Source organism: Amycolatopsis japonica (assembly GCF_000732925.1).
In the GTDB taxonomy this organism is placed as follows: Bacteria; Actinomycetota; Actinomycetes; order Mycobacteriales; family Pseudonocardiaceae; genus Amycolatopsis; species Amycolatopsis japonica.
In genome coordinates this window covers 8,135,315-8,152,115 of sequence record NZ_CP008953.1, presented here as the reverse complement: position 1 = coordinate 8,152,115, position 16,801 = coordinate 8,135,315, and the positions used below count along the sequence as shown (strand labels likewise).

The 16,801-nt window shown below is 66.2% G+C and carries 22 protein-coding genes; 6 read left to right on the top strand and 16 right to left on the bottom strand.

Annotated features, from left to right (window positions below; genetic code table 11):
* Positions 1-6: 6 nt before the first annotated feature.
* The 11 genes from AJAP_RS37785 to AJAP_RS44200 form a co-directional block, all read right to left on the bottom strand.
* The gene (locus tag AJAP_RS37785) at positions 7-942 is read right to left on the bottom strand and encodes a M56 family metallopeptidase (RefSeq protein ID WP_038520489.1); all 936 of its coding nucleotides are present in this window, start codon (positions 940-942) and stop codon (positions 7-9) included.
* Positions 939-1,301, bottom strand: coding sequence for a BlaI/MecI/CopY family transcriptional regulator (locus AJAP_RS37780; RefSeq protein ID WP_038520486.1), 363 nt, complete (start codon positions 1,299-1,301; stop codon positions 939-941). The genes AJAP_RS37785 and AJAP_RS37780 overlap by 4 nt, the downstream gene beginning before the upstream one ends.
* A gap of 37 nt (positions 1,302-1,338) precedes the next feature.
* Positions 1,339-2,361, bottom strand: coding sequence for a C40 family peptidase (locus AJAP_RS37775; RefSeq protein WP_228694773.1), 1,023 nt, complete (start codon positions 2,359-2,361; stop codon positions 1,339-1,341).
* 193 nt (positions 2,362-2,554) lie between these two features.
* The gene (locus tag AJAP_RS37770) at positions 2,555-2,926 is read right to left on the bottom strand and encodes a hypothetical protein (RefSeq protein WP_038520479.1); all 372 of its coding nucleotides are present in this window, start codon (positions 2,924-2,926) and stop codon (positions 2,555-2,557) included.
* A gap of 260 nt (positions 2,927-3,186) precedes the next feature.
* The gene (locus AJAP_RS37765) at positions 3,187-3,837 is read right to left on the bottom strand and encodes a DUF305 domain-containing protein (protein WP_038520476.1); all 651 of its coding nucleotides are present in this window, start codon (positions 3,835-3,837) and stop codon (positions 3,187-3,189) included.
* Positions 3,838-3,897: 60 nt separating this feature from the next.
* Positions 3,898-4,308: a DUF6153 family protein gene (locus tag AJAP_RS37760; protein WP_038520473.1), complete on the bottom strand. Its 411-nt coding sequence runs from the start codon at positions 4,306-4,308 to the stop codon at positions 3,898-3,900.
* A 49-nt stretch (positions 4,309-4,357) separates the two neighbouring features.
* Positions 4,358-5,614 (bottom strand): MFS transporter, encoded by a 1,257-nt coding sequence (locus AJAP_RS37755; protein WP_038520470.1) that lies wholly within the window; start codon positions 5,612-5,614, stop codon positions 4,358-4,360.
* Positions 5,611-6,729 (bottom strand): PLP-dependent cysteine synthase family protein, encoded by a 1,119-nt coding sequence (locus tag AJAP_RS37750; protein ID WP_051972723.1) that lies wholly within the window; start codon positions 6,727-6,729, stop codon positions 5,611-5,613. The genes AJAP_RS37755 and AJAP_RS37750 overlap by 4 nt, the downstream gene beginning before the upstream one ends.
* A 918-nt stretch (positions 6,730-7,647) precedes the next feature.
* Complete coding sequence (locus AJAP_RS37745) at positions 7,648-8,217, bottom strand: TetR/AcrR family transcriptional regulator (RefSeq protein WP_038520464.1); 570 nt, start codon at positions 8,215-8,217, stop codon at positions 7,648-7,650.
* Positions 8,218-8,226: 9 nt separating this feature from the next.
* On the bottom strand, positions 8,227-8,730 hold the full coding sequence (locus AJAP_RS37740; protein WP_038520461.1) for a hypothetical protein: 504 nt from the start codon (positions 8,728-8,730) through the stop codon (positions 8,227-8,229).
* Complete coding sequence (locus tag AJAP_RS44200) at positions 8,727-8,894, bottom strand: hypothetical protein (RefSeq protein ID WP_158509819.1); 168 nt, start codon at positions 8,892-8,894, stop codon at positions 8,727-8,729. The genes AJAP_RS37740 and AJAP_RS44200 overlap by 4 nt, the downstream gene beginning before the upstream one ends.
* A 147-nt stretch (positions 8,895-9,041) precedes the next feature.
* Here AJAP_RS44200 and AJAP_RS37735 point away from each other — a divergent pair, with 147 nt between their 5' ends.
* The 3 genes from AJAP_RS37735 (at position 9,042) to AJAP_RS37725 (ending at position 10,913) form a co-directional block, all read left to right on the top strand.
* A complete protein-coding gene (locus tag AJAP_RS37735) occupies positions 9,042-9,473 on the top strand; it encodes a DUF6153 family protein (protein WP_148311627.1) in 432 nt (143 codons plus the stop codon).
* Between the two features lie 98 nt (positions 9,474-9,571).
* The gene (locus AJAP_RS37730) at positions 9,572-10,672 is read left to right on the top strand and encodes an urease accessory protein UreH domain-containing protein (protein ID WP_038520456.1); all 1,101 of its coding nucleotides are present in this window, start codon (positions 9,572-9,574) and stop codon (positions 10,670-10,672) included.
* Positions 10,673-10,688: 16 nt separating this feature from the next.
* Positions 10,689-10,913 (top strand): heavy-metal-associated domain-containing protein, encoded by a 225-nt coding sequence (locus AJAP_RS37725; RefSeq protein WP_038520454.1) that lies wholly within the window; start codon positions 10,689-10,691, stop codon positions 10,911-10,913.
* Here AJAP_RS37725 and AJAP_RS37720 read toward each other — a convergent pair.
* Positions 10,889-11,458 (bottom strand): VanZ family protein, encoded by a 570-nt coding sequence (locus AJAP_RS37720; protein ID WP_038520453.1) that lies wholly within the window; start codon positions 11,456-11,458, stop codon positions 10,889-10,891. The two genes, AJAP_RS37725 and AJAP_RS37720, sit on opposite strands and share 25 nt — an antisense overlap.
* 98 nt (positions 11,459-11,556) lie before the next feature.
* On the bottom strand, positions 11,557-11,760 hold the full coding sequence (locus tag AJAP_RS37715) for a zf-HC2 domain-containing protein (protein ID WP_038520450.1): 204 nt from the start codon (positions 11,758-11,760) through the stop codon (positions 11,557-11,559).
* A 234-nt stretch (positions 11,761-11,994) separates the two neighbouring features.
* On the opposite strand from AJAP_RS37715, the gene AJAP_RS37710 reads away from it, so the two are divergent.
* Positions 11,995-12,429: a DUF2752 domain-containing protein gene (locus AJAP_RS37710; protein ID WP_084098469.1), complete on the top strand. Its 435-nt coding sequence runs from the start codon at positions 11,995-11,997 to the stop codon at positions 12,427-12,429.
* Between the two features lie 18 nt (positions 12,430-12,447).
* Here the strand turns inward: AJAP_RS37710 and AJAP_RS37705 are convergent, their stop codons facing one another.
* Both AJAP_RS37705 and AJAP_RS37700 read right to left on the bottom strand, forming a co-directional pair.
* Positions 12,448-13,404 carry a M56 family metallopeptidase gene (locus tag AJAP_RS37705; protein WP_038520444.1) on the bottom strand — a complete coding sequence of 319 codons (957 nt, stop codon included), beginning with the start codon at positions 13,402-13,404 and terminating at the stop codon, positions 12,448-12,450.
* The gene (locus tag AJAP_RS37700; RefSeq protein ID WP_038520441.1) at positions 13,401-13,760 is read right to left on the bottom strand and encodes a BlaI/MecI/CopY family transcriptional regulator; all 360 of its coding nucleotides are present in this window, start codon (positions 13,758-13,760) and stop codon (positions 13,401-13,403) included. The genes AJAP_RS37705 and AJAP_RS37700 overlap by 4 nt, the downstream gene beginning before the upstream one ends.
* Positions 13,761-14,104: 344 nt before the next feature.
* On the opposite strand from AJAP_RS37700, the gene AJAP_RS43345 reads away from it, so the two are divergent.
* Positions 14,105-14,866, top strand: coding sequence for a class I SAM-dependent methyltransferase (locus tag AJAP_RS43345; protein ID WP_407639388.1), 762 nt, complete (start codon positions 14,105-14,107; stop codon positions 14,864-14,866).
* On the opposite strand, the gene AJAP_RS37690 is transcribed toward AJAP_RS43345, so the two are convergent.
* Positions 14,758-15,741 (bottom strand): hypothetical protein, encoded by a 984-nt coding sequence (locus tag AJAP_RS37690; protein ID WP_148311625.1) that lies wholly within the window; start codon positions 15,739-15,741, stop codon positions 14,758-14,760. The two genes, AJAP_RS43345 and AJAP_RS37690, sit on opposite strands and share 109 nt — an antisense overlap.
* Before the next feature lie 336 nt (positions 15,742-16,077).
* On the opposite strand from AJAP_RS37690, the gene AJAP_RS42760 reads away from it, so the two are divergent.
* Positions 16,078-16,797 carry a M23 family metallopeptidase gene (locus tag AJAP_RS42760; RefSeq protein WP_063777826.1) on the top strand — a complete coding sequence of 240 codons (720 nt, stop codon included), beginning with the start codon at positions 16,078-16,080 and terminating at the stop codon, positions 16,795-16,797.
* Positions 16,798-16,801: the final 4 nt, after the last annotated feature.

The window sequence follows — 16,801 nt, the reverse complement described above, 5'->3', positions numbered from 1 at the left end:
CGGCTCTCAACAGAAGGCCAGGCTGAACGCCCCCATGAGGGCGACGGCAACGACCGCAGGGGCGGTCAAGCAGGCGAAACCGCCGATGATGCTGGTCATGCCGGACCGTAAGGGCAACCGCTGACGGTCCTCGAGCCGGCTGATCCGGATCGAGGTGTCACCGCCCGACATCGCGAGCGCTTTCTTCGGCCCGCCCGGGGCTCCGATGGTGAGCAGCGCCGATCGGACCGGACCGGCTCCGCATTCCGCGGCTGCCGTCCGGTCGGCGGCCAGCTCGACGAACAGGCTGATCGCTTTCGGCAGCTCGCGCATGAGCGGGACGAAGCGCAGCGTCCTGCCCAGCACATCGGCACATCCGGTGAGCAGATGGTGACGGCTGCGAACGTGAGCGTTCTCGTGGGCGAACACCGCCTGCAGTTCGGCAGGGGTGAGCCGGGAACGCAGCCCGTCACTCGCGACGATCATGGCGCGGCGTCCACCCAGGCTGTAGGCGATCGGGTCCTCGTGCGGCAGCCACAAGGTCCGGACGCGATCCGATGGCCTGGATCCGGCTAGCCGCAGCGCGTCGAGATGACGTCGATGGAGCTGGTTGCGGTGTCGGCGACGCCTGACGGAGGACGAGAGCAGGCGGACTAGCGCGAACGTCAGCAGGACTCCGGCCGTACCGCCGGCCACCAGGTCAAGGGACGGTATCCCGTCGTGACTGATCGAGGACAGGCAAGCGTCGATCAAGCGCGTGATCTGATCCGCGGGGCCATGGCCGGGCAGCGCGAGAAGGAGTACGCCGCCGACCGTGCCGATCAGCAGGCCGAGCGCGGTCATGAGCCACCAGGCGATCGCCGCCGCCGGGCTGCCCTGCGGCGTCCCGAACCTCGCCAGGACCGGTGGGGAACACCAGCCGACGATCAGGACGCCGAGGAGAAGCGCGGCGGCGGGGATCACCGCTTTCGCTGCTTTCGGCGTAAGGCGCGGCTCAGGATGTCCGACTCTTCCTCGGACACCGACTGTGCGAAGTGCAGCAGTACCGATTCCGGGTCGCTCGCCGAGTCGAGCACGTCACGAAGAGCCTGAGCAGTGGATTCCTCACGGGAAGTGATCGCTCGGTAACGGTACGCGCGGCCTTCCATTTCCCGGACGACCCATTCCTTGCGATACAGGTTGTCCAGCACGGTCATGACCGTGGTGTACGCCAGATCCCGCTCTTTGGCGATCTCCTGAAGCACCTCGCGGACCAGCATGGGTTCCGAACCGCGCCACAGCACGTCCATCACCGTGGCTTCGAGCTCGCCCAACCGACGCATGACACCTCCTGCCAGGGAGGATACCGTCCCGCCCTGGTCAGCCGACGATGCGCCTCGCGCCGATCAGGTGCCCGTCACCCTTCATCGAGCGCACGTCGACGAGCTGTCCTTCGGTCGGAGCGTCGACCATCTTCCCGCTGCCGACGAACATGCCGACGTGGTGGATGGCACCGGGATTTCCGGTCCCGTCGTCATAGAACAGCAGGTCGCCGGGCTGCAATTGGTCGAGGGAGACCGGTTTTCCGGCCGTGTACTGCTGTCGGCTGGTGCGGGGGATGTTGACGCCGGCCTGGCGGTAGGCCCAGGAGGTCAAGCCGGAGCAGTCGAACTCGGCGGGGCCGGTGGCGCCCCACTCGTACTGTGAGCCCCTTTTGGACAGTGCGGCTTGCAGCGCGTCGTTCGCCGCTCCGGGAGGGCCGAGATAAGAGCCGCTGTCCTGGACCTTGCCCAGTTTGGCCTTGTCCTGCGCAGGAAGCGCTCCTAGAGCTTGGCGTACCTGCTTGATCTGCTTGTCGAGGTCGTTCTTCCGGTTGGTGACCTGATCCACGGCCCACTGTGCGGCCGCTGTCGCCTCGCTCGCCCGCTTCTGGGCTTCTGCCGCCTGTGTCCGGCCTTTGGCGGCCTTGTCGAGGACGGTCCGCAGCCCGGCGAGCGCGTCCGCTTTCTGGCCGGACAGGAGGGAGATGGCCGCGGACTTCTGCAGGAACTCCGTCCGGCTGTTGCTGTCGAGCAAGGCCGCGAGCTGATTGACCGAAGACGCTCCCTGGAAGTTCGCGGCGACGAGTTTGTCGACCTCGCCCCGGAACTTCGTGATGGAGCCCTCCGCGTCCGCCAAGGCCGAGTTGGCGGCCGCGAGGTCGGCGTCGGCCTTGGCGCTCGTGGCTTTCCGTGCGGCGAGGTCATCTTGCGCGGCGGAGAAGTCTTCTTCGGCCTTGGCGGCGTCGGCGCCGAGCCGCTGATAGCGAGCCATCGGGTCCTGCGCCTCGGCGGGCGGCGGCGCGGGCTGCGCACTCGCGGGGATCGTGCTCAATCCGAGCGGGAGAAGAACGGCGGCAGTCAAGACGCGCAGTGAAGCCGTACGGCGTCGGTGCGGTGTCACGGGTGCTGGATCTCCTGTCGTGTTTTCGAGCCTGGTCACGGACCGCCCCGAAGGCCCGCGGGTCACCGTAAGGTAACGAGCCGCACTTGTCCACTATTTCACTTAGTACTAAGTAGGTGGCGTAGAGTAGCGAGAAGCAGAAACGTGATGGTCGCTACTGCTTCCGTCGGTACAGACTCGCGACGGTCGTATCGCCGGAGACTTCGCTGAGCTGGCAGCGGTGGACGCGACGCAATCCCGCCATCTCGGCGATCAGATCGAGCTCGTCGGCGATGTGGATGTGCGCGCCGTGCCGCGGTTCGGTTCGCTCGGCCGACGTCGCGGGGCATACCTCGACGACAACGATGCCACTCGGCGTGACGTGTTCGGCGGCCTTGTGGAGCAAATGGATCTGAGAGCGCAGACTTTCCCTGCTGGACAAGGCTTCCTGGCTCAGCAGGATCGACCCGAAGGACGTTCCGGCGGGCAAGGTGATGTCGAGATCGTCCACATTGGTCGCGACGGTGAGGATGAATCCCGCGTCCACTAGCGATGCTCTTGCTCCATCGTCCACGGCGCCGATGTGGAGGATGCGAGGCTCCTCTGTCCATGAGTGCAGGAGCTGCACGAGGAGGCTCCGGGGCGGCGTAACGATCCGGAGCGCATGACGCGACATCGATCACCTGTCGTCTGAGTCGGAAGAGAACCACGGCAAGTAGTACTAAACGTGATAGTACCTACTGGCGAGGGATCCCGTCGAGACCCGATGGCGGCCGCCGGGCGCGGAAAGCGCCCGGCGGCGGTGAATCAGCCCTGCGGGAGCAGACCCTGCATCTCGCGGATCTCAGCCTCTTGGGCATCGATGATCTTCTGGGCGAGCGCCTTGGCGTCGGCGTTGGACCCCTTGGCGAGTTCGGTCTTCGCCATGTCGACCGCGCCCTGGTGGTGCCGGATCATCATGCCGAGCCACATCTTGTCGAAGTCGGTGCCCTTGGCCTGCTCGAGTTCCTTCATTTCGGCCTCGGTCATCATGCCGGACATCGAGCCGTGGTCCATGCCGGAAGTCGGCGCACTGGGGGTCGCCGACATCGAGCCGTGGTCCATGGGCATGCTCGAGCTCGCCGCGGGGCCCGCGCCCCACGCGGTCAGCCACGCCTTCATCTGCTGGATTTCCGGATCCTGGGCCTTCTCGATGCGGCTCGCGAGGTCGATGACCTGAGGGTTCGTGCTGCGCGACGGCACCAGCTTGGACATGTCCAGTGCCTGGCTGTGGTGTTCGATCATCTGCTGGGCGAAGGCGACGTCATCGGCGTTCTGGCCTGCTTGCTGCCCCGACGACGGAGCCGCCGACGAGTTGTTGTGGTCCATGCCGGACATTCCGGCGTCGTTGCCACTGCAGCCCGCGAGAACAAGCGCGGCGGCCATGGCGACACCGCTGACGATCAGTGATTTGCGCATGGTGAATACATCCTTGTTTGTCTTACTGAAATGGGTGTGATCGACGAGGAAACCCGTCCATCACACGCGCAATACGCACAAGGAGTTCAAAATCAGCCTGCCGGGCCGGTCCGGAGGTCTGGACGGTGGCGGCGGGGCCCGTGGACTGGCCGGTTCGGCCGCCCTGAACACCGGATGGGCCCGGCGTAACCGGAAAAGCAGTCCCAGCCCGGCGAGCAGGGCGCCGATCGCACCGAGTACGGCGAGGCACAGGTGCAGAAAGCCGTGGTCGTCGTGCGGGGAGGTGGGATGGCCGCCATCCTGCTCGGTGGCGGCGGTTCCTTCACCGTGCCCGACGCTGGTGACCTGCGCCGCCGGAGACATCTCCGGCATACCGGTCGACGTCGTGAGGTGATGCATCGCCACGAGGCAAAAGGCGAGCACACCCAGCAGGAAGACCCGCTGGGTTCTGCTGAGCGCGCTCGCCGTCATGACCCAAGGTTACCTATCCGCTGAGGCCGATGCGTCAGGGTCACGGCATTCACACCGCCACCGGGGTCAGGCGTTCGGCCTTGTCGAGTGCGCGCAGGCACCAGGCGCAACCGGCTCCGATCACGGCGAGGGCGGCCCATGGTGCCGCTGGTACACCGGCATTTCTCGCGAGGTCCAACGCGGTGCCGGTGAGCAGGTTGCCGAGCAAGATGCCCACGCCGACCACGGTGTTGTACAGCCCATAGTGAGTCGCGACCAGTTTGCCGCCGGAGAGGGCGACGATCGTGTCCATTTCGAACGGAAAGACCACGATGGTCCCGAGCGCCAGCAGAGCAGCCGAGAGAATCAGCGATGCCCAGCTCAACGCCGCCGGACCGGTCGTGGCGTCAGCGGTGAGCATGGGCGGGAGAAACGCCGCTCCCATGAGCAGGAGGCCGACGGCGAGGCATTTGCCGGACCCCCACCGCCGCCTGCACCAGGCGGTGATCCGCAGCTGTCCGGCGATCGCCAGCCCGCCGGACACCGCGAACAGCAGCGCCACCAGTGTGGTTCCGGCCACTCCGGGCCCACCGACCCGGCGAGCTTCGAGTGGCAGGGCGAGATAGACCTGGAACGACAGCACGTAGGAGCCGATCATCGCGAGCGAGAACAGCACGAACGAGCGGTTGCCGAACGCGGTCGCCCAGTCCTGCCGGATCGAGGTCCGTGCGGCCGGGTCGCCCTTGGCACGCCACCGAGGCGGCAGGGACCGGATCTGCAGCACGGTCAGGACCGCGAACACCGCGGCCGCGACGAGGCAGGTCACCTGGAAGGCGAAACTCGTCAGGACCAGCCCCACGACCGGGCCCAGCAGGATGCCTGCCTGGTAGAACACGTTGAACAACGCGAAGGCTTCGACCCTCCGCTCCTCGCCGGCGTCTTCGGCGAGGTAGGCCCGTACCGCGGGATTGAACAGCGCGCCCGCGAATCCGGCGGCCGCCGAGGCGATGATCAGTGCCGGAACCGAATCGACCAGGCCGAGCAGGGCGAAACCGCCCGTCCGGAGCGCGCAGCCGGCGACGATCAGCGGTTTGTAGCCGAGCCTGTCGGCCAGGGTGCCACCGATCAGGAACATGCCCTGCTGGGAGAAGTTCCGCACGCCCAGGATGAGGCCCACCGCCCAGCCCGCCAGCGCGAGATCCGCGGACAGGTGCCCGGCGAGGTAGGGCATCAGCATGTAGAAGCCCAGGTTGATGGTGAACTGGTTCAGCATCAACAGCTGGGAAGGGCGGTCGAACGACCGGAACTTGACGGCCAGATCCTTCACGCCCGCACCTCGGACGGGTCGATGACATGGGCGCAGCGCGTCCACCGCTCGACGACCTGGTCAGCGGGATCGTCGACGACGTCGGGCTCGTCTGCGGGGGTCTGTCCGAGCAGGCCGTTCGCCGCGCAGTAGTCGTCGTTGTAGACGGTGTCGAAGTAGCGGTGGGGTCCGTCGGGGAAGATCGTGACGATCCTCGTGTCGGCGGCTTCGGTCCTGGCCAGCCAGCCGGCGACGAGTGCGACCGCTCCGACGCTCCACCCGCCGGTCGCGTGGTGGGACGCGGCGAGCCGGCGGCAGGTCCACACCGCCTCGGCCGGTGCGACCCAGTGGACTTCGTCGAAACCGCGGTAGTCCACATTGCGCGGATAGATGCTCGACCCGAGTCCGCGCATCAACCGGGGACGCGCCGGCTGGCCGAAGATCGTGGAGCCGATGGTGTCGACGCCGACGACCTTCATCCGCGGGTAGTGCTCGCGCAGGACCCGCGAGACGCCGGCCGAATGACCGCCGGTGCCGACCGAGCACACCAAGACGTCGACGCGGTCGAGCTGATCCACCAGCTCCAGCGCGAGCGGCTGGTAGGCGTCCACGTTGTCCGGGTTGTTGTACTGGTCGGGGCAGTACGCGCCGGGCTCTTCGGCCAGGAGCTGCTGCACGCGGTCCCGGCGGGCTTGTTGCCAGCCGCCGGTCGGATGCGGGGCGGTGACGAGCTCGACACGGGCGCCGTGCGCGGCCAGCATCCGGTGCACGATCGGCTCGAGGCCGGGGTCGGTGACCACGGTGACCGGGTGGCCGTAGACGATTCCGGCGAGCGCGAGGCCGAGTCCCAGCGTGCCACTGGTCGACTCCACGATCCGCGCACCAGGAGCCAGGTCGCCCCGTTCGCGTGCGCGGGCGATCATGTGCAAGGCCGGGCGATCCTTCATGCCGCCGGGATTGAACCCTTCGAGCTTCGCCCAGAAGCCGCGGCCCGGCGCCGCGTCCGGCTCGTGGATCCAGAGCACCGGGGTGTTGCCGACCGCACTGGCCGGATTGCGGCCGTGCGTGCTGGTCCTTTGGCCGGGGAGGGTGGTCCCGGACACGGTCGAGCCATTGGCGGACAAGGGTGTCCTCATCGAGATCTCTTTCAGTGAATCGTCGCGGGGCGCGACGGTCGAACGGAACGGGGTCGGCTGGGTCGTTGAGCCCGATCACGTTCGCGTGACACAGATCTCGGTGAGCAAGGTGCGTCCGGGTATGCACGGATCCCGTCCCGGGCTTCCGTGGCCGGGAGAACGAACCGGTGAGCGGAATAATCCGGTAAACGTATTCCCGAGGGGAATCGCCGACCACGTCGTATCCGTCGTTCCGCGGGTACCGCGATGAATAGCGTCCGTGGTCGTGTGTTGTGGATGTGCGTGGTGCTCCGGCTCGCAGTCGTCGGCCAGTGGGGCCTGCGTCGCGGAGCTGGTGGTGACGTGCTCGTCCGCGTGGGCGTGTGCTTGCGGGAAACATTGGCCCAGCTGCAGCGAAAAAAGCCAGAAGAGCAGAGTGACGAGCCACAGCAGTGGCTTCACTCTGCGACGCGGCGTAGTCGGATAGCCCCTCACAGTTATCGGACCGTATCAGCAAAGATCTTCCGTCTGCTACCTTCAATCGTATTAGTTCTACTGCTGGCGAATAATTCACTCGATTTCACCTTGGACTACTACCCATGGTAGTTGTGGGTGAACTTCATTTGAACGCAGTGTGATCAAGTGTCGAGCGAGCCGTCTATCGCGTCCCGAGATGCGGGAATGCCGATGCACGGCGCCAGCGAGGTGCCATATTCGCGATTAATCGGATTTTCCATATGGCGCCGACGATACGAAAAGGCGGGTGCGGAGTCATGCGGGACCCCGCACCCGCTGACTCGCGTCGCCAAGGGGGAGGGTCGACGCGGGCGGTGCGGAACGCTACGAGAGCGCTCTGGCAAACTTGATACTAAGAGTAATAGTAGTTGTTTGGCAAGTCTTTACCTTGTGGTGGCGGGGACACCTGTTTGTTCTCGTTGCTCAGGAGTGGCGAAGCAGCCCGGCCAGGGTGACCTGGACAAGGCGCCGGGCGGCCGCCTTCGACCGCATTCCGTCGGCCGCGGTGAGCGCGTGCAGGCAGAAGGTGGCGAGCTCGGCGGGCGGGACATCCTCGCGGAGATCACCGGACCGCGCGCCGTCGGCGATCAGTGTCTCGACGAAACCCTTGAGATGTTCCCTGGCGTGTTCGACGTGCTCGCCCCGGTGGAGCAAAGCGGCCAGTTCAGTGCCGTGATGTTCCTGAGAAATCAAGGCGTAGGTCTCGAGCACGACGGTGAGCCGGTCCAGCGGGTCGGTGGCACGATCCTTCGCGGCGGTGAGCAGGCTCAAGTGACGAGCGATCTGGCGCTGGTGCCAGGCGACCAGGATCGCCTCGACGTCGGAGAAGTACTTGTACAGCGTCGCGCGGCCGATTCCGGCGCGCTCGGCGATGTGCGACATCGTGACGCCGGTCAGGCCACGCTCTCCGACCAGGGAGGCGGCGGTGTCCAAAGCCGCGTCCCGCACCGCCTGCCGGTGCGTTTTGATCGACTCACTCCAGATCTTGGGCACTTGATCAGCCTACGCGCGCCTTGCCTTGCGCTGCCCGTAGCGCGTCAGCCCCCGCGGTTTATAGACGGCCAATGCCGTGGTCGCGAGCAGGATCAGGATCGCGGCGCCGGCGTCGACGACGAGCTGGGTCCGCATGCCGGACAACGGCTCCAGCGGCAAGGAAGGCTGCGCGGCTGTTTCCGCCACATGGTCGATCACCTGCGTGTGCACCAGCAAGACGATCGTGGCCAAGGTCGTGAGCAGAAGCTTGATCGTCACCCAGTAGTGCCGCAGTAATCCCCAGGCGGTCCCCCAGGACTGCACGAGGCCCGAGAGCAGGGCGGCGAAGCTCAGCGGCACGATCACGAGCCAGGACACCATCTCCGTCGCGACGTACGCGGCGCGTGCGGCCTGGACGTCTTCGGCGGCCAGGCCGACGATGGCGAGGGCCAGAAACGCCGCCACGGCACCGAGCCAGCCGAGCGACGTCGCGATGTGGACCGTGAGCGACAGCTTGCGCAACCGCGGAGTCATCGATGCCCGCCGATGTTCACGCCGGCCAGGTGCAGGACCACGAAGATGACGAGCAGCGTGATCGCGACCGCTGCGACCGCGACTACCCAGCGGGGCCTCGGCTCCGGACGATCGGCGGGCTCGGTGTCGGCTGGAGTGTCCGGACGGTCGGGTGGTGTGGTCACGGCGGCGTCCCTTCGGTGAGTTCGAGCGCACACGCTAGCCTTTTTGGAGACACTCTGTCTACATTTGGAGACGATGTGTTCGGTGTGAGCGGAGCATGACCGGAGCCGAACGGGGAATTGACGCCCGTGCTCCGTATCATCGCCGTCGTGACGCGGACAGCCCAGACGACGACCGTGCGAGGACAGCTCGCCCGGCTTGTTGCTGTGCTGGCCGTCCTGGCGGGTGTGGCGTTCGCGGCCGGGTTGCAGTGCACCGAAGGCATGGCTATGCCGATGGCGCACGACATGGGCCACGCGGAGACGCGCATTGCCTGCGATTCCCTCGCATCATCGGCGGAAACGCGGGTCGCCGCACCTTGTGCGGCTGAAAGCGGCGGAATGCTCGACCATCAGGGTTTGGGCGGGACGCTGGCGACCTGCCTCGCCTTCCTCTTCGCGGTCGTCGCGGCCGTCGCGGCGTTGCCACCTTCACGGTTGCGGGGCCTGGTGACGGCTTTCAGGCGAGTACGCGTTGTAGCGAGCCCAGTTATCTGGTCTCGGGCTCCGAAACTCGAAGAACTCTGCCTTCTGCGGACGTAGGAGAAAACTGGCCGCACTACGGCCGGTCGCTCGTTCTGGCCGCCGTGTCGGGCTAGCGCTCATCGACTTCTCGCTACTTCCTCGCAGGAGGCTTTCGCATGAATCTCGCTGCTGTCCTGGTCACCGGTCTGTTCGCCGGCGGCGTTTCCTGTGCCGCGGTCCAAGGTGGACTGCTGACCGGGCTGATCACCCGCCAAAAGGCCGCGGCCGCATCATCGGCCACGCCGGCTCGCCCCGCCAAGGGCCGAACGCAGTATCAAGGGAACACTCGAGCCCGGTCCGAACAAGAGGCGGATCAGCGTGGTTGGCGTGCCCAGCTCGGTGACGACCTCGCGCCGGTCGGCGGGTTCCTCGTGGGCAAGCTGGTCTCGCACACGCTGCTCGGAGCGCTCCTGGGCGCCGTCGGCGGCGCCGTCGAACTCTCCGTCGGCGCCCGCACCTGGCTGCAGATCGGAGCCGGTCTGCTGGTCATCGTCTTCGGGCTGGCTCAGCTCGGCGTACCTGGGTTCCGCCGGGTGGTCGTCGAACCGCCGATCTCGTGGATGAAGATCGTCCGGAATCGAACACGGTCACAGGCCGCGCTGGCACCGGCGCTGCTCGGGCTGGCCACCGTCCTGATCCCCTGCGGGGTGACGTTGTCCGTCGAAGCCCTGGCGCTGACCTCGGGCAGCGCGCTCGCCGGCGCGGCGACGATGGCGGTATTCGTGCTCGGCACCGGTCCGTTGTTCGCGATCCTCGGCTACGCCGCCCGCAAAGCCGCGACCGCATGGCAGGGCAAGCTCGCGCTGGTGACCGGGCTCGTGGTGCTGGCTATGGGTCTCTACACCCTCAACGGAGGTTTGGAGCTCGCCGGATCACCGCTGGCGGCCAGCCGCATCGCTCAAGCCGTCGGCGGCTCGGAAGCAAGTGCCGACGCCACAGCCGCATCCACAGTGGACGGAAAGCAGACCGTGGTGATCACTGCGCGCACCGGTTCCTACAGCCCGGAGAACGTTCAGGCGAAATCTGGCGTGCCCACCACACTGGTGATCAAATCGGAAAGGGCCCAGGGCTGCGTGCGGTCGTTCGTCATCCGGGACGAACAGAAGATCCTGCCCGTCAAGGGGGAGACCCGGATCGACCTCGGTGTCCTCCAGCCGGGACGGCTGGATTACGCCTGCAGCATGGGCATGTACACCGGCGTCATCACCGTCGTCTGAGTCCTAGGAGTCCACAATGGCATCAACCGAGAAGTTCATCTTCCAGGTCGACGGTATGCACTGCGGCAGCTGCGCCTTGCTCATCGACGACGCGCTGGAAGACCTCCCCGGCGTGCTGAGCACGCAGACGACCATGAAAAAGGGGATCAGCACCGTCGAGCTGGACGCGGACCGAAGCAGCGTCGAGGACGTGATCAAGGCGATCGAGGGACTGGGCTACCGAGCATCTCCACGGCCCTGATCGCCGGCCTTCTCGGGCGTGGCGTCATCGGATCCATGCCTGCTCGCTCGTCGGAGCAGCAGGTAGCCGAGCGCCACGCCCAGCACGGCGCCGACCGTGTTGGCGGCCTGATCGGACAGGCTGCAGTACCGGCCGGGGATCAAGGTCTGCAGCGGCTCGATGAGCGCGGGGAGCAGGAACGCGAAGAACAACGTCGGCAGCGCGCGTTTGGTCGCCAGGGTCGCGGCGCAGGTGAGGGGAAGCAGTAGCAGGGCGTTGAGCAGAGTGCCGCCGAGTCCGCCGCCGGAATGCAGGAGTCCGTCGATCGGATCCGCGGTCCCGATGGACAGGCAAGGGTGAAACTCGTATACGCCCGAATCTTCGCCGGGAGTCAGCGTGATGGCCAGACTGGCGGCGAGCAGCATGAGCGTAGTCAGGGTGGCGTTCCTGCTCCAGCCGGTGCGAGCCGCAAGTAGCTTGGCGAGTGGCACGCTGACCAGGCAGCCGGCGACCAGCGCCACCAGTGTCCAGCTCGAAATGGGCACGTGGGTGCCGAAGACCGTCACTGTCGCTCCTCGCTGCCGGGTCGGATCGTTTCGACACCACTACTACGGTTGCTAGTAGGTAGATCGCCGACGTGGCCTTCTCCGTTTCAAGGGGAGGGTTAGCGGTTCCGGGTGCGCTTCTTCGTTGCAAGGTCGGCCTTCATGGCTTGAAGCAGCCGAACGACCGGCGTCAGGTCGTCGACTTCCTGGCGGCAGCTCCGGCAGAACCGGATGTGTCGTTCGAAGTCCGCTCGTTCGGTCTCGTCGAGGATGCCGATCAGGTAGGCCGCCGCCGAGACGCCGAGTGGGCAGAAGCTGGCCATCGCGCCTCCTCGGGCTCGGGTCCGATCCTCTACTATAGCTCCTAGTAGAGAGCTGGAGGGCTGGGATTGCGCGCCGGGTACTATCATGGTTAGTATTCGGCTCGTGCGAGTTTCCCTGCTGGTCACTCGTTACGGCGCGGCGGGCGCGGACTTGGTTCCTGTACCCCAGGTTCGCACCCGCCCGTTGCCGCTGTTCGTTCGCGCCTTCTGTGCCAGAGAAGTGATGACTCAGCTGTGACCGGTCGTGTTCTCGTATCGCTGGATCGTGATCGTCATCGTGGACTTACCATCGCGGCCGTCGTCTTCTTGGCGGGGGCAGTGATGTTGCGAATGGTCGGCGTACCGACGGTCGATCTTCACGGACCACTGCACTACCTGGGCATTATGGACCCGTTGTGTGGCGGTACGCGGGCGACTTTCCTCTTGCTAACGGGGGAAGCGACTGCTGCTGCCCGCTACAACCCGCTGGTCTTCCCTCTCGCCGCCGCGGTTCTCTGCATGCTGGTCCGCTCCGGAGTCGGGATGATCGCCGGTCGTTGGCTTGAGATTCGCTTGCCGCGGCGATGGCGGCGTGGCGCCGTGGCGATCCTCATCATCGGAGTGGCCGCTTTGTCGGTTCGCCAGCAGTGGAATGCCGAGTTGTTGATGCAGTCCTGGCCGGTGGCATGATCCGGAGTCTGAGCGTGCTCAGGCTCCGGTCAACGGGCAAGCGACGACGGCGACCGAGAGCAGAACACCGGCGCCAGTGAACATCGGAAGCGTGGTCATCGTCGCCGCGGCGAGAGCGCACGCCAGAATCCGCTTCGCGCGCCCAGCGGGTGCGCCCCCGTTCGTCAGCGCGGCGAGCCGTAGCTCCACGCCGCCGCCACCCATGGCCAGTGTGCCATCCGGAGTGCCATGCCCGGCGACGCTGAGCAGCGCCGTACGTACCGTTGCGGCGCCATGTTCGCGTACCGCGGCGACGTCCGCGGCCAGCTCGACGAGCATGCGCACGGCCGAAGGAGCCTCGCGGAAGAGCGGGAGGAACGGCAGGGCTTTGGCGAGTGCGTCGACCCAAGTGATCACGTGATGGTGCTTGCCGCGCAGATGTGCGCGCTCGTGGGCCAGTACGGCGGCGACCTCGGCGGCCGAGAGATGTCGTTCGAGACCTTCGGTGGCGACGATGACCCCTCGGCGATAGGCATAACTGAACGCCATCGGTTCATCGTGGTCCAGCCACCAGGTGCGGGGGCAGTGGTCGTCGCAGCGCGCGGCCATTTGCAGGGTCTCGAGATGCTGCCGACGGGTGCGAGCACGTCGTCGAGCGAATTGCACGACGATGACGGCGAACCGGAGGGTCAAGAGCGAAACGAGCGCGATGCCGGCCAGGCCCGCGAAGACCTCGGCACGTGGGGGAGTGCCATGGGAGATCGCCGCCAGGCACTCGTTGACGATCGACATCACAGTGGTGCCGGCACCGTGGCCTGGAGACAGCAGTAGGACGGTGCCCGCGATGGTCGCCGCGAGAACGCCGACGGCGGCCAGCAGCCAGGCGACGAGTAGCGCCGAAGGGTCTGTTCGGGCCGGATTGATCCTGTTCAGCAGGGCGGGTGTGAACCAGCCGGTCAGGGCCGCGCCCAGCAGGAGCGCCAGTGCCGCGGTCATTCGCGGGCCGTTCTGCGCAAACCCTTGCGCAGCACCGCTGATTCCTCGGGTGACACCGTCGTGGCGAAGTGGAGAAGGACGGCTTCGGGATCGCCGGATTCGTTCAGGACCTCGCGCAGCGACTTCGCGGCGGCTTGCGCCCGGCTCTGTGCGGGGTGGTAGACGAACGCCTTGCCGTGCCGTTCGCGTTCCGCCCACTGCTTGCGGTGCAGGTTGTCGAGCACCGTCATCACCGTGGTGTAAGCGAGGTTCTTGCCGGTGTCGAGTTGCTCGAGTACTTCACGGACCTTCAGCGGGGTTTCGGCACACCAAAGGATGTCCATTACCGCACTCTCAAGATCGCCGAGACCGCGCATAAGACCTCCTTGTCGGCCGTCATGGTCCTGTCCGGCGCTATCGCGTGCACTGTCTACTAGGGCTCATCGTATCACTTGGCGGCAGCGAGGCAGGGCGCGGCGAAGCTCCTTGGTTACTCCTATCCATGATAGTAGGTAGGCTACTATCATGGATAGTTGTTGCTGTTGCGGGGAGGGCGGAAATGAAGGTTCGCTACCAGGCGCGAGGTACAGATCCAGACGGCCCGTCCGGCTGTGCGGAGATCCGCACGCGGTTCGATGACCCGTCGTTTGCTTCCACCTACGCCGCTTCATATCGGGAGTCGGGGCCTGCTCAGCGGTACTTCTCTTCGAGACTGCATGCCGTGTTCGAGGTTTTGGATCGATGTCCGGGTGGTGACCTTCTCGACGTCGGTTGCGGTCCGGGAGTCTTCGTCCGGCGTGTGCTCGATGCTCGCCCTGGAGATTTCCGGATCACCGCCGTCGACCGGTCGCCGGCCATGGTCGTCGAGGCCGCGGGCGGTACGGCCGATGCCGAGGTCGACCTGGTGGTCGGCGTGGCCGAAGCGTTGCCGTTCCCTGATGCTGCCTTCGATGTCGTGGTCGCGATGGGAGTGCTGGAGTACTGCGACCCTGTCGCGGTTTTGCGGGAGCTCGAACGGGTTGTGCGTCCAGGCGGGATCGTTCTCGTCAGCATGCTGAATCCGCTGAGTCCGTACCGGTTGTTCGAGTGGGGTGTGTACTGGCCGCTTCTTCGGCTGCTGGGGCGAGCCGAGGGTTTGCTCGGCCGTTCGTCCGGGCGACGGCACGGTGTGCCGAAGTCCGGCATCCGGGCTCTTCCGGTCGGGTGGCTGTGGCGACGGATGCGAGAGGCTGGACTTCATCCCGTCGACGTCGTCCACTACGACCTGACCCCGGCGGTTCCACCGTTCGATCGATTTCTGGGCAAGTGGACCCGTCGGCGTGAGCGGCCCGCGGACACCGTCACGCGCGGCTTCCGCCGCTGGATGGGCACCGCTTACCTTGTCGCGGCGACCAGCTCTCGACGGTCGAGGAGCAGGGTGATCACGACCGACACCATCGCCGACACGACGACCACGCCGCCGGTCAGTTCGGCAGACCACTGAAGGCCGTGTGTCAACTCCAGGGTGAGCATCAAAGCCGACCACAACAGGGTGGGAATCACGGCGGCCGTCGCCAAGGTCAGAACCCGTGAGGAGAGTCCCGACCGGCGCATGATGTCCAGCGCGGTGTCGGCGATGAGGCCCGCGGTCGCCGCGGCGACGATGGACCAGGCGCCGGTGAAGGCGAAATCGACCACAATGGACGCCAGTGTGGCGTGCGCTATGACGAACGCGGTCACGATTCCGAACGGCAGCCGCCAGGTCCGGCGCAGGTAGACCAACGGCAGCACGATCACCAAGGAGGTCACGACAAAGCTGCCCAGGCCGGCCACTGCCCTCGATTCGGTCGCGACGTGTTCCGGTGTTCCTTCGGGGAAGTCGCCCACCGCTTGCAGGGGTGAATCGGTGAGGAACGCGGACAGGAAACTCAACGCGAACGCGGCCACCGCCGACAGCGCGAGAACAGCCACCACGATCGGCAGAAGCGGTGTCTTCGGCAGGTTGCCTTCCTTCGCTCGCGCGGCGAGCACCGGACCCGACAGGAGCATGCCCGCGCCCGCGAAAAGCACGAGGTGCGACGGGCTCAGCAGCGCGTCGATTCCTGCCTCGATACCGAAAATCTCATGCCAGATCATGTCTGCGGCACCACCTGCCGCGAACACGACAGCCCCAGTCAAGGCCCATCCGTATCCCCGGGGAGGCGCGAAGACCGCGGCCGGCCCTGAAGTCGTCCGCCGCCGCCAGCCCATCACGACAAGCCAGCCGCCGAGCGCTGTCAGCCCGCCATAGAGAGCTCCATGCCATGGGGTGAAGAAAGAGTCCGGCAAGCCGAGCCAGTGCGCCCGGCCGTCGACGAAGACGGCGACGACGATCCACAAGCCGAGTAGGGCGGCGCCGACGTCCTCCCACTGAGTGCTCGCTGTGCGGTCGCCCGGCGAGGTGTGCCTTGTGGGTCGAGCGGCCGGCACTGTCTGTCCCGTGGCCATGGCTCCTCCTGGATATACGGGCGGAGGGTATGTGGAGCACTAAAGATATACCCCCACGGGGTAAGTCGCAAGGGTGGATTTTCGAGCCTGTGCCAGGGATATTCGCGCGGTGTGTGACATCGCTCGCTACCTACTATTAAGCATAGTGGTAGCGTGCCGCGGCGGTGAGCTTGTTCCCGACCGAGAGGTGTGTTCGTGGCCGGCTATCACTCCGGAACTGGAGTTCGCGTGCGAACTGCGTTACGGGCAGGAGTGTTCCTCTTCGGTCTCAGTGCGGGCGCCGCGACGGCCGCGACGCAAACCGGAATCAGCGATGGCGGCACTCCGTCGCTCCAGGAGCCGGTGATGAACGCGGCGCTGGCCGCTGGAGGAGGGAGTTCGGCGGCAGGCATGTTGTTGCCGGTCGCCGCGAGGCCTCAGCACGATGAGGTCGCGGTCCTGCGGACCGCCGAGCGCGTCCGGCAGGACAGGGTGGCGCGCGAGAAATCGGCGAAGGAGAAATCGGCGAAGGAGGAAGCGGCTCGCAAGCAAGCCGAAGAGGCCGCTTCCAAGAAGGTGTATCCGCCGGTGACCGGCGTGATCACCTCGAACTTCGGCCCCCGGTGGGGTAGTACCCACTACGGGCTGGACATCGCCAACAAGATCGGCACCCCCATTCGGACTCCGATGCGAGGAATCGTGATCGACGCGGGGCCGGCCAGCGGCTTCGGGTTGTGGGTTCGTATCCGGCATGACGACGGGACGATCACCGTCTACGGCCACATCAACGACTACGGGGTGCGTGCCGGGCAACGTGTCGAGGCGGGGCAGGTGATCGCCGAGGTGGGCAACAAAGGGATCTCGACGGGACCTCATCTGCACTTCGAGGTCTGGGAACCCGGCGGCCGAAAGGCGGATCCGTTGCAGTGGCTGAAGGAACGTGGCGCAGACGTCGGCGATGAACGGTAAGTAC